Annotated in this window: 9 protein-coding genes and 3 tRNA genes; 6 read left to right on the top strand and 6 right to left on the bottom strand. The window is 37.3% G+C overall.

Annotated features, from left to right (window positions below):
* Nucleotides 1-12 precede the first annotated feature (12 nt).
* From tkt to pheS, 3 genes are read right to left on the bottom strand one after another with little or no spacing between them, the layout of a single operon-like run.
* The gene (gene tkt / locus LS66_RS06510) at nucleotides 13-1,971 is read right to left on the bottom strand and encodes a transketolase (protein ID WP_034365706.1); all 1,959 of its coding nucleotides are present in this window, start codon (nucleotides 1,969-1,971) and stop codon (nucleotides 13-15) included.
* A 34-nt stretch (nucleotides 1,972-2,005) separates the two neighbouring features.
* Nucleotides 2,006-4,411: a phenylalanine--tRNA ligase subunit beta gene (pheT, locus tag LS66_RS06505; RefSeq protein WP_034365708.1), complete on the bottom strand. Its 2,406-nt coding sequence runs from the start codon at nucleotides 4,409-4,411 to the stop codon at nucleotides 2,006-2,008.
* Nucleotides 4,411-5,400 (bottom strand): phenylalanine--tRNA ligase subunit alpha, encoded by a 990-nt coding sequence (gene pheS, locus LS66_RS06500; protein ID WP_034365735.1) that lies wholly within the window; start codon nucleotides 5,398-5,400, stop codon nucleotides 4,411-4,413. The genes pheT and pheS overlap by 1 nt, the downstream gene beginning before the upstream one ends.
* A gap of 153 nt (nucleotides 5,401-5,553) precedes the next feature.
* On the opposite strand from pheS, the gene LS66_RS06495 reads away from it, so the two are divergent.
* The 6 genes from LS66_RS06495 (at nucleotide 5,554) to LS66_RS06470 (ending at nucleotide 8,321) form a co-directional block, all read left to right on the top strand.
* Complete coding sequence (locus LS66_RS06495) at nucleotides 5,554-5,895, top strand: histidine triad nucleotide-binding protein (protein ID WP_034365710.1); 342 nt, start codon at nucleotides 5,554-5,556, stop codon at nucleotides 5,893-5,895.
* Nucleotides 5,896-5,919: 24 nt separating this feature from the next.
* The gene (locus LS66_RS06490) at nucleotides 5,920-6,552 is read left to right on the top strand and encodes a bifunctional 2-polyprenyl-6-hydroxyphenol methylase/3-demethylubiquinol 3-O-methyltransferase UbiG (protein ID WP_034365712.1); all 633 of its coding nucleotides are present in this window, start codon (nucleotides 5,920-5,922) and stop codon (nucleotides 6,550-6,552) included.
* Nucleotides 6,552-7,907, top strand: coding sequence for an MATE family efflux transporter (locus LS66_RS06485; RefSeq protein ID WP_034365715.1), 1,356 nt, complete (start codon nucleotides 6,552-6,554; stop codon nucleotides 7,905-7,907). Before LS66_RS06490 ends, LS66_RS06485 begins: the two co-directional genes overlap by 1 nt.
* A gap of 146 nt (nucleotides 7,908-8,053) precedes the next feature.
* Nucleotides 8,054-8,131, top strand: a tRNA-Pro gene (locus LS66_RS06480).
* Nucleotides 8,132-8,150: 19 nt separating this feature from the next.
* Nucleotides 8,151-8,227: transfer RNA gene (locus tag LS66_RS06475), tRNA-His, on the top strand.
* A 17-nt stretch (nucleotides 8,228-8,244) separates the two neighbouring features.
* A tRNA-Arg gene (locus LS66_RS06470) sits at nucleotides 8,245-8,321 on the top strand.
* Nucleotides 8,322-8,418: 97 nt separating this feature from the next.
* Here LS66_RS06470 and LS66_RS06465 read toward each other — a convergent pair.
* The 3 genes from LS66_RS06465 to LS66_RS06455 all read right to left on the bottom strand — a co-directional run bounded on the left by LS66_RS06465 (nucleotide 8,419) and on the right by LS66_RS06455 (nucleotide 12,677).
* Complete coding sequence (locus tag LS66_RS06465; protein WP_034365717.1) at nucleotides 8,419-9,099, bottom strand: HAD family hydrolase; 681 nt, start codon at nucleotides 9,097-9,099, stop codon at nucleotides 8,419-8,421.
* Nucleotides 9,100-9,183: 84 nt separating this feature from the next.
* The gene (feoB, locus tag LS66_RS06460) at nucleotides 9,184-11,352 is read right to left on the bottom strand and encodes a ferrous iron transport protein B (protein WP_034365719.1); all 2,169 of its coding nucleotides are present in this window, start codon (nucleotides 11,350-11,352) and stop codon (nucleotides 9,184-9,186) included.
* An 83-nt stretch (nucleotides 11,353-11,435) separates the two neighbouring features.
* A complete protein-coding gene (locus tag LS66_RS06455; protein WP_034365720.1) occupies nucleotides 11,436-12,677 on the bottom strand; it encodes an Opr family porin in 1,242 nt (413 codons plus the stop codon).
* Nucleotides 12,678-12,684 lie beyond the last annotated feature (7 nt).

The following is a 12,684-nucleotide window of genomic DNA, read 5'->3' as shown; positions in this document are numbered from 1 at the left end:
TTTTGTATGTTTTTAATTTTGAATAAGCTTTTGTGCAGCAGCTATGATATAATCTATATTAAAATTAAAACGATTAAAGAGGGCTTCGCCTTTCCCTGAAGCACCAAAACTCTGCATACCAATCACTTCATCAGCCACTGCATACCATTCTAAGCCTCTTGAAGCCTCAATAGCAAGCACTGCACTTTTTCCACATAATTCTTTGATGTAACCCTTAGGTTGTTCCAAAAGCAAATCAAGGCAAGGCACACTTACTACTTGTGTTTTGATGCCTAAATCTTCTAGTGTTTCACACGCTTTGAGTGCAAGACTTACCTCACTTCCGCTTGCCATAAGGGTAATAACTGCATTGTCGCACGAACGCAATACATAACCGCCTTTTTGCACTTGTTTTTTTAATTGAGGAGTGGATTCCATAATAACGGGGAGATTCTGACGACTAAGCACAAAAGCGCAAGGTAGCTTGGAATCTAAGCCAACCTGCCAACAAGCAATATTCTCATTTGCATCAGCGGGACGAAAAACAAGGAGATTTGGCATTGCTCTAAAATGGCTTAATTGTTCAATGGGCTGATGTGTCGCACCATCTTCACCCACACCTATACTATCGTGCGTCCAAATATAATATACTTTCGCTTTCATAAGGCTTGCTACACGCACACTTGGGCTCATATAATCACTGAAAACAAAAAATGTTGCACAAAAAGGTAAAAATAAGCCATAATTTGCCACACCATTACAAATTGCACCCATTGCGTGTTCTCGGATACCAAAATGCCAATTTTTACCCTGCGGAAAATCACCCTCATCTTGTAGCTGTGTATTATTTGATGGTGCTAAATCTGCACTTCCCCCAATAAATCCTTCTAACGCTTGAGAAATACTATTAAGAATCTTTCCATTACTCACACGTGTAGCCATACTTTCGCCAAGTGCAAATTGTGGATAAACAATATGGGAAACATCGGGCTCTCTCATTTTATCAAGCCGTTCTTTTGCAATTTGAGGGAGATTCTCATAATTTTTATACCATTGTGCAAAGTTCAACTCACCACGCTCCTTCATCGTGCCAAAAGCAAATGCTACATCATCAGGTATATAAAAAGATTCTGCAGGAAAAAAAAGTTTTTGCTTTGCTGTGGCGATAATTTCTTCACCCAAAGGTGCGCCGTGTGCTTTATGACTACCCTCAAGACTAAGGGCATTCTTAGCAATAATGGTATAAGCAATAATAAGTGTGGGTTTTGAAGAAGTTTTAGCATTGGTGAGCACATTGTGAATTTGTATATAGTCGTGTCCATCGCAGCTTAAAACTTCCCAACCCTGTGCTTCAAAACGTTTAGCAATATCCTCACTCATCGCAAGTTGCGTATCGCCTTCTATTGTGATATGATTACTATCATAAATAAGAATCAAATTTGAAAGAGCGTGATGTCCAGCTAAAGAAGCTGCTTCATAGCTGATACCCTCCTGTAAATCCCCATCGCCACATAAACAATATATGTTATGCGAAATGATTTCCCGCCCAAACAAATTCTGTGCATATTTACTTGCCATAGCCATACCCACTGCATTTGCTATACCTTGCCCAAGGGGACCTGTTGTTATCTCAATACCTTGAGTATGTCCATATTCGGGGTGTCCGGGTGTTTTAGAATCTAATTGCCTAAAAGAGTGTAAATCTGCCATACTCACCTCAAAACCCCATAAATGAAGCAGCGAATATACGAGTGCGCTTGCGTGTCCTCCACTAAAAATAATTCTATCTCGATTTAACCATTGAGGTTGTGTTGGAGCAAGATTAATATGAAAATGTAACACACTTGCAATATCTGAAAGTCCCATAGGTGCGCCGGGATGTCCGCTATTTGCTTTTTGCACCATATCTGCACACAAAAACCCTAATGTGTGCGACATTTTTTGTAATAAAGGTATATCTTCATCTGTAATATGTGGTGAGGTTTTTTGCATTGACTATCCTTTGTTGTAAATTATCATAATATATCTAAGTGCGTAATACAGCATCAAACTCGCGCACTAAAACACTAAGCACGGATTCCACTGCTTGCACTAATTGCATTTCTTGTAATGTGCCCTCATCAGATTGAAGCACAATACGTATGCTTAATGCCATTTTTTCTCCTAAAGCCTTATCATAATACACATCAATAGGATAAATATTTTTAACATAAGCAATTTGAGCTTCAAGAAGAATTTGGCGCACACGATAAAAAGGAATATCTTTATCAATGAGGATTGTTAAATCACGTGTAGATTTTTGGTATTTTGAAAATTCATAGGCTTGCGGGAGAGAAAAATCACTCATACCGATCTCAATTTCGCATATAAATATTTCCTCACTTAAATCCATATTGGTAGCAACTTGTGGATGCAATTTGGCAATTATTCCTATGGGCTTGTCTTTTTGATAAACAAATGCACTCTGATAAGGGTGAAGCAATCTCTCATCTGTAAAACAAAAATGACTCAAAAGCTCCTTTGCATTTGCTTCATCACGAATATTTCTAAAACTCAAATCTCCAACACATCTCTGACATATAGTCCCAAAAGCAAAAAGATTCCATTTAACAGCTTTGGTGTGTGGATAACATTCATCTTGCATACAGCCACTTGCAACAAGTGCAAGCTTACTTTTTTCCTCTCGTTTTGAACTATACACACTTCCAATCTCAAAAAGTGTAATATTTTTAAAGCCAAGATTCTCATTACGTTTCACAGAATCAAGCATAGCCGGAAGTAGGCTTGTCCGAAGCGTATCAAGCTCGTTTGTGATAGGATTGAGCAATTCTAAATCTTCATCAAGTCGCACAAAACCTAATCGTTCTAAATTTTGGGAAGAAGCAAAGACATAATGAATACACTCTACAAAACCATAAGCAATCAATCCATAAGCAAGTTTGCGCGTGTTTTTGTAGGTAAAATATGTGTTATTAATATTATGGGATTGAGAACAAAGTAATGGCACAGAGGAAACATTGTCAATACCATAGATTCTAAGCACTTCTTCAGCTACATCTTGGATACTTTGAATGTCGTGCCGATAGTTTGGCACAGTAACCATAAAAAAATTCTCATCACAAGTTGCATCAAGCTTAAAATTAAGTCGCTTTAAAATAGTGGCTATCTCTTCTTTATCAAGCTCTATGCCTATAATTTGATTAATAGCCTTAAACGTTGTTTTAATCGTAATTTCATCAATGTTTTGGACAATATTATGTGAGCCAGAATACACAAGTGCATCAGAAACAAGCACCATTTTTCTACATAAAAAGTCAATGCCCTGCTCCAAATTTGGATTACTCCCTCTTGTGCTACGATAAGTTAGCTGCACATCACCTTTTATTGCGTGCTTATAAAGACTTTTGGCAATTAAAGTAGGATTCACATAACTCGCTTCAATAATATAAATTTCAGAACGTGTGCCAAAGTGCCGCTCACCATAAGATACACCAATTATGGAAAGCTTTTGGTGAGCAAAAACTGCTCCTAAGCCGTTCTCATCTTTTTTGATTCGGAGTTGTGCCACCAAACCATTATCCAAAACAATATCTTTATTCTCACAATCATAGAGTTTGTAAGCATTAAGTATAACACCTGTCATATAAGTGCCATATTCTAAAAAATTGCACATAATATCATCAACCAAACTCCCATTACGGGCAAGACAAAGTGCAATATCAAGAGGTAGATAAGCTTGTTTGACTTCAACCACGCGATAGAGTAAATGAGCTTCAATTTTTTCATCACAAAGAATCTGCAACACCCTACCTAAACCAAGCGTAACCACATTATCCATATCTACTTCGTGCTTTAGGCGCAAATCATAGCTTGTAGCAAGTTCACGCGCAATGCCTAGCACGCTAAGACAATCACCACGATTAGGCGTAATCCCTACTTCAATCACATAATCATTAAAAAGAGGAAGATTCCCTAGCTCAACGCCAAGCTCCAAATGACCAGCTGTGCTATCAAGCACCATAATTCCATCATTTATCTTTGGCAATCCTAACTCCACACTAGAACAAAGCATTCCACAACTCTCTATACCACGTAGATTTGTTTGTTTAATCACAATCTCGCCACTTTTAGTATGAGGTATTACTGCGCCTTCAAGTGCCACAGCGACATATTGATTGGCTTTTACATTATTTGCCCCGCACACAATTTGCAACTCTTGTGAGCCAATACTGACTTTACATACATTAAGTTTGTCTGCATCGGGGTGAGGTGTAAGTGAGAGTATCTTGCCTACGACAACCTTTTGTGGCATCTTCAATGGATACGCAGATTCTACCTCAAGTCCCATACTGCTTAATCTCATACACATTTGCTCAATATCAAGATGTGAAATATCAACAAAATGCGATAATAAATGTTTTGAAAAAATCATTAGAATTGCTCCAATACACGTAAATCTGTCTCAAAAAAGCTACGCAAATCATTCACACGATGAAGAAGCATAGCAAATCGCTCAACGCCAAGCCCAAAAGCATATCCGCTCACATTTTTATGACCCACAGCATCAAATACTTTTTGATTGACAATACCACAGCCCAACACTTCAAGCCACCCTGTGTGAGAACATACTCTACAACCGCTACCACCGCAAAATACACAGCTAATATCCACTTCTGCGCTTGGCTCTGTAAAGGGGAAAAAGCTTGAACGAAACCGAATGTGCACATCGCCAAACATATAATGCAAAAAATCCTCTAAAATATATTTAAGATGCACGAAACTAATTTTATCTTTCCCATCAACTACTAAGCCCTCAACTTGATGAAACATCGGTGAATGAGTCAAATCATAATCTCTCCTAAAAACGCTACCCGGAGCTATCATACGAATAGGAATATCTTGTGATTGCATAGTGCGAATTTGCACAGGAGAGGTATGTGTACGCAAAAGCATTGAATCTTTAAAATAAAAAGTATCTTGCATATCTCGTGCCGGATGAAATACAGGAAGATTAAGTGCTTCAAAGTTATGAAAATCATCTTCTACCAAAGGTCCTGTTTGAATTGCAAAATTCATATTGACAAAAAAATCAATGATTCTATCCATTGTTTGATAAATTGGGTGTCCATTACTCTTTGGACGCAAGGCTGTAAATAAACTTGCATCAACTACTTCTTTGGTGAGATTCTCATTCATTTGCACTTTTAATAGGCTTTCTCGCTTACTTTCAAGCATTTTTTCAAAATTTTCTTTATTTTTGTTAAGCTCTTTGGCAAAGGTTTTTTTTGTCTCGCCCTCAAGATTCTTAAGGAGTGCAAATTGCTGAGTTAAAATGCCCTTTTTCCCCATTACTTCCACACGCAAACGCTCTAAATCATTGAGATTCTCTAATTGCTCTAGTTTTGCCATTATCTCTTGCATTTGTGTCTTCAACGTCTTTCCTTCCTTGAATTATAAGTGATATATAAATTAAGTCGGCATTGTAGCATATTATAGATTCTATTCAGGTTTAAAAGTTATAATATCAATTCTTTTTTATCAAACCACTATAAAAAGAGACTTTAAGGAGCGAATATGGCAGAAAAAACGATTTTTGAAAAAATTGTAGCAGGCGAGATTCCTTGTAAAAAAGTGCTTGAAAATGAGCGATTTCTTGCTTTTTATGATATTAATCCCAAAGCCCCTGTGCATATTCTCGCTATTCCTAAAGTGTGTGTAAAAGATTTTGATTGTGCAGATTCTAAACTTTTAGGAGAGTTGTGTGGTTTTGCGCAAGAAGTTGCCAAATCGGTAGGCATTGATAAAAGCGGATATAGAATCATTACCAATATCGGTGCTGATGGTGGACAAGAAGTCCCACATTTGCATTTGCATATTCTTGGCGGTGGCATATTAAAATTTCCTTCACTTGTATAAAATAATTAATTGCAAAGATATTGAATGCAAGAAGACGCACTCAAATGGAATGCTCGGTATCAAGAGGGCTTTATGCCCAATGAACCAAACCCATTTGTGCTTGAAGCGTGCGAGATACTTAAGCGAAATTTTTCTTTTACCGATTCTAAGCCTCCAAAAGCACTTGATATTGCCTGCGGCAATGGGCGACATTCTAAGATTTTAGCCCAAATGGGCTTTGAAGTTGATGGACTTGATATATCTTGTGTTGCATTAGAGAATCTTGCAAATATCCCTCATATTACACCTATTTTAGCAGATTTAGATACTTTTACCCTACCCCAAACACATTATGATGTCATACTTGATAGCTTTTTCCTTGATAGGAATCTTTTTGATGCCATAATTAAAGCACTTAAACCCAATGCTATGCTCATTTTTGAAACCTTTATTGATAAATCCTCTCATCAACCTCTCAATGACAAGATATTATACGCAGGGGAACTTGAAGCAGTATTTAGCTCCAAAAGGGGCTTTCAAATTTTACATCAAAGTATTTATAAACAAAACAGAAAAGATACTCATACAATAAATCCCGCATATCAGCACATTATGCGCTTTATCGCTCAATATAAACCCTGCTCTCAAACACACACCAACACCACAAAGAGTCTTTGATGACATATAATTTCAAGCAACGTCTCCGCAAGATTCTAAGTATTGCCTTGCCCTCTGGAGGAAACTCTTTGCTTGATATTGCTAATATCGCCATAGGAATGTATTTTATTGCTCATATTTCACCCGATTCTGAAGTTACAAAACATAATATCGTGGCACTTGGACTCGGTATGAATTGCTGGATGTTTCTCTTTGCACTCACAACCATTTTTTATGTAGGCACAAACGCACAAGTCTCGCGTGCATTTGGAGAGAGAAATAACCTTAAAGCGGGACAGATTCTAAGCACAATGAGCATCGGGGCTGGGCTTTGCTCTATTCCTATTTATGCACTTGCATATGTAAGCAATGAGTTGTATTTTGACTGGATGGGTGTGAGTGGGGAAACCAAAGAGTTAGGTATGCTTTATTTAAGTTGGATTTTTTATGGGATTCCCGCACTTTTTCTTAAGACAATATTTATTTCTGCACTTTCAGCCGTAGGCGATACTAAAAGCGTTTTTTTTGTAAAAATCATCGCTACAAGCTTAAATATTGTCCTTAATTTTATACTTATTTTTGGGGTGGAAAAGCTTGGTATTCCACCATTTGGTATTATGGGAGCTGGCATAGCAAATGTTATCATTACTTATTTCGAAGGGCTAGTTTTACTTGGCATTCTCTGTGGGCTACACCGCCATTTGACATTTTCACCCACCTTTAAATGGCATACGCTTTATAATGGATTCCATATTGGTATTCCCTCTGGCATTGAGCGAGGCTTGACAATTTTTTCCCTTGTGCTTATTACAAAATTTATGACTGATTATGGTTTGGAAGTCATTGCTGGATTTCAAATTGGCTCAAGAGTGGAAAGCTTCATTTTTATGCCCGGTTTTGGATTCCAAGTGGCAGCAATGGCATTAGTTGGACAAATGCTCGGTGCAAAACGATTAGACTTAGCAGAATCTTTTATCAAAACAATTTTACTTATCTCATCAGTAGTTATGGGCATATTAGGTATAGGATTATGTGTGCTGGGCAAAGAACTCTCCGCTATTTTTAGCACAGAAACAGAGGTGATTCATTACTCTTTTGATTATCTCCTTGCAGTAGGGCTTTCTCAAGTGCCCCTTATTTGTATTTTTGTGCTTGATGGAGCATTGCGAGGAAGCGGTGCAACGAAGCTTTCTCTGTGGATTAACACAGGGAGCATTTGGGTTTTGAGGATTCTCCCAATGTGGCTGTGTGTGCATTATAACATTGCAGTAGGATATATTTTTGCTATTATTTGCTGTGAAACATATTTGCGTGCGGGTATCTTTGGCTTTGTTTTTTACAAAGGCTTATGGAAGAAATATATCGCACGATTGTAAAATAGGATTATTTTAAACAATAAAATACATACAGAATAAAAATTTTGACGCCTAAAATGCACAAACTATCTAAAAGACTTAAATGCAAATAATTCATTCTTGACAAAAAGGTGCTGTTGTAATATAATCGTGCTTTTTGTTTGTATCGGGGCGTAGCGCAGTCTGGTTAGCGCACTTGGTTTGGGACCAAGGGGTCGAAGGTTCGAATCCTTTCGCCCCGACCATTCTTTTTCTTTCATTATGGTGGGTGTAGCTCAGTTGGTTAGAGCATCAGGTTGTGGCTCTGAGGGTCGTGGGTTCGAGCCCCATCTCCCACCCCATTACTTTTTACACTTACGCGTTCGTAGCTCAATTGGATAGAGCACCAGACTTCGGATCTGGGGGTTAGGGGTTCGACTCCCTTCGGGCGTGCCATACATACTTTTAGTTATGTGAGCAAAATAACACTCAAGCAACAAAGAAAGAATTAATGATGATATACTATAAAATCTCTAAAACTCTAAAATAAGGGCTAAATGCCACACTTTTGTGCGATATAATTCACAGCCTCAAGCGTATTTTCACACAAAGGCACATTAAAAGATTCCATATCGCCCCTGTTGCCAAAGCCACATAATACACCCACAGCGTTAATATTCGCGCTCAAAGCAGCACTCAAATCAAGTGAAGTATCACCTATCATATAGATTCTATGATTATTAATGCCTTTTTGCGTTGCAGCCAAACGCTCTAATGCTATTAAAATGGGTTGTGCGTGAGGTTTGGGAAAGCTTACAGATTCTATACCGACAATATCATCAAAATATTCCCATACACCAAGCTTTTGTAAGAGAATCTGCGAAAAATCCCCGCGTTTAGTTGTTACAATGCCAAGATGAGCAAACTCATAAGCCTTGATAATTGCCTCTTTGGCAAAAGTAAGCAAATGTGTACCTTCTTCCATAAGCGAACGATAATGGATTCTATAAGTTTTCACATATTCTTTCACTTGAGAATGTGCTACACCATTTTGCAAAAACATATCCTCCAAAGTGTGCCCGATAGTGTTTTTCACACATTCAAATGTAGGCGGCTCTGCAAACATTGTCTTATAAGCCTCGCAAAAGCTCATATAAATAGCCTGTGTAGAATCTATAAGTGTGCCATCTAAATCAAAAAGGATAATGGCAGTTTTTTGTTGCGAACTTGTCATATCTCATACTCTTTTTACATCAATAATGAAGCATAGCATAAGTTGCATTAATTGTTATTGTATTATTTTGCTTTTATTGAATCCCTAAAAAAATAAATGCGCTAGTGCATATCCAAAAAGCGCAAATATATACGATACCACGCTTGTAAAAATAAATAAATATGCAATATATCGCTTCCCACCAGCTTCTTTGCCAAAGACAATGCTTGCTGCAAAACAAGGGTTATAAAACATAATGAATAAAATAAATGCAATCGCACTAGGCAGACTAATATGCTCTTGGAGCACATCGCGCAAAGGTGTGGTGTTATTTTCATCTATATCATCACCAAGTGCATACAACACACCCATACTTGAAATGATTGTTTCCTTTGCTAAAAGTCCATTAAGAAGTGAAACAGAAAGTTTCCAATCAAAATCCATAGGTGCAAATATAGGCTGAATAAATCGCCCTATGCGTCCTAGATAGCTTTGCTCTACTAAAGCTGCTTGGTAGTTATGATAAATCTCATCTATTTCATCTTGCAATGCGTCATTTTCTTGTGTAAGATTCATATTCTCTTTTAGAATCTGCACTGATTGTGTCATCTGCTCCTCTAAAACTGCATTTTTAGGAAACTGCGTCCCAACCCAAATAATCACAGAAGCAAGTAAAATAAAAGTCCCTGCTTTTTTGATATAGCTCACTGCTTTGTGCCATACACTAAAAGCTATAAGTCTTAAAGTGGGCAAACGATATTTAGGCATTTCCATCACAAAAGGTTCATCATCACCTTTAAATGCGGTAAGCTTTAGAATCTTTGCCATACAAAGACCCACAAGTGCGCCAAAAATATAGATTCCATATAGCACATTTCCAGCTACTTGTGGAGCGAAAAAAGCTCCAATAAAAAGTGTATAAACAGGTAAACGCGCACCACAACTCATAAAATTAATAATAAAAAGTGTGAGCATTCTATCATTACGATTTTTAAGCATTCGTGTGCTCATATATGCAGGGACAGAGCAACCAAAACCTGTTACAAGAGGTATAAAACTCTTGCCGTGTAAGCCAAATTTATGAAAGAATCCATCAAGTAAAAATGCGACTCGTGCCATATATCCAGTGCTTTCTAAAAATACAATTCCACAAAAAAGTATTAAAATATGAGGCAAAAAACTTAATACTGCTCCAACCCCTGCGATAATCCCTCCAGAGAGTAAAGAAGCAAGAAATTCATAGGGCAAATGCTCCTCTATCCACGCACCAATATCTGCTGCACCCTCCTCAATCCATACTTTAGGAAACTCTCCTACATAAAAAGTGATCTGAAACAAAAGCCACATCAAAAACAAAAATATAGGGATTCCAAGATATTTATTGAGCAAAAGTGCATCAATTTTTTGCGTTAGAGAATGCTTAAGAGGAGTGGAAATACGACTAGATTCCATACTTGCACCTTTTGCAAAGCTAAGGGCATCATTATTTAAAATATCGCGCACATTATTTTCACCACTTTGGGTATATAACCTTTGAATACACTTTTGTGTATATTCACTTAATTCTACCCAACACCCTTTATCGTGCAGAGCCTTACTTACAAAACTATCTTGTTTAAGAAGTTTAATCGCTATATCACGCAAACTTTGCAAACCTCTGTGCTTTTGATTTAATAATATCTGCACATCATCATAATGCTTTTGGGCTAAAAATGTATTCATATTTGCAATTTCTTCTTCTAAAAAATCTGTATAAACACGCTTACTTGCTTTGGGAGCAAGAGTGGCAACATTGATGATTGTATCAAGTAAAAGCTGCACATTTTCTCCACGCAAAGCCGATACACTCACGCATTCTACGCCTAATATCTCTCCTAAAAGCGCATTATCAATATTAATACCCTCTTTTTTTGCCTCATCACTCATATTTAATGCCAAACACATACGCGAATTAAGCTCTAGAAGCTGCGTAGTAAGGAATAAACAACGTTCTAAATTTGTAGAATCAAGCACATTTAAAATCACATCATAATCTTCATTTTCTAAAAACTGCTTTGTTAAACGCTCCTCAAGCGAATAATCATTAAGCGAATAAATGCCGGGTAAGTCAATGATTCGTAGATTATAGCCTTTGTAAGTGAGTTGTGCTTCAGATTTTTCAATCGTTACGCCTGTAAAATTTCCTACTTTTAAATGAACACCACAAATTTTATTAATTAATGAACTTTTTCCAACATTTGGTTGCCCTACGCATACAATCGTAATTGGTTTCATTATATATCCTACTCTTTAAATGGCATCATTTTAGCTTAGTTTGAATCTGAAGTCAATAAAATTAATATTTATTCTTAGTTACTTTAAAATGCTAGTTTCATACCGAGATTTACATTTGTCGTATGTGGATAATATCTTTGTGCTCCTCCGTGTGTATTAAGCACATTTAAAAGCGCACTTAAATGCTCTGTAAAGCCAAAATCAACTAAAAGATTCACTTCATTTACCCTATCGTAAGGATTTTGCATACTCGTGTAGCTAATCCCCCTAAACTTCGTGCTACCATACACCAACGCAAAACTCACTCTATCAATAGCAAACATCACTTTGCCATACCATAAACTCGCATCTACTCCTTCAAGCAAAGCTCTTCCACCCCACATAAAAAATGGGCTTATACTATTACCAAGTGTATTAAGCGAACCCCAGCCAACATTTGCCCCACTCCCCACAAATCCACCACTTGCTTCAGCCATATCTTTTACACCCACATATACTTTAATATCAGTGTTATATCCATTGCCATTTTCACCATTAAACCTACCATAACTTTGTTCAAAACTTGTCGCAAAATGTCCGCTTAAGCCGATGTAGGATTGTGAACTTTCATATCGCGCACTCGCTTTTATCCCCGTTGCATAAAAAACCTCTGGATTGGCAATGCCATAAACCTTAAAGCTCACTGCATCACCAAGATGATATTTTAAGCTCACTTGTGTAAGCCCTAATGCACTATGGGGATTTACATCATAGAATCCTGTCATTTTATTATATTGCACATACCCATTATTTTTTGCCCATAACGCTTCAATAAGTGTATTTGGCAAGGAACGATTACGCACACTTACACCATCTATAAGCCTATCTGCCCATTCAGAATCTACAAATACACGCCCTACTTTCACGCTTGTATCACCATCAAAATATTCTATGTAAGACTGCCCAAGCATTGTGCGGTCATTCATATAAAAATCTCTTGAAGCATCGCCATTTCCATATCGTCCCGGATTATTTAAGAATGCATCACTACTCCATTGCGAATCTTTATCTTGCTCATATAATGTCCCAACTGCACGAAAGCTCACAGCAACGCGCAAATACTTCCAAAAAGCAGAATGGTAGGCTAAGCCCACAGAACCTACCATATAGCCAGATTCATTTAAATCATTTTTAGCTTTATTTATAGAATCTGCACCATTTGTATAGCTTCCATAAAAAGTAATATCTCCACTTGAAATACCATTTTCTAGTGCCTCATCAATGCTATCATAAGCCCATATATTGCTATAAAATATTGCCACTAAAAGCAGGTTTTTAAATTTCATTTTCTCC

The sequence above is a fragment of the Helicobacter sp. MIT 03-1614 genome, from assembly GCF_000762925.2.
In the GTDB taxonomy this organism is placed as follows: domain Bacteria; phylum Campylobacterota; class Campylobacteria; order Campylobacterales; family Helicobacteraceae; genus Helicobacter_C; species Helicobacter_C hepaticus.
Note: the sequence above shows the minus strand (reverse complement) of the source record. Positions and strands in the feature narration are given on the sequence as shown.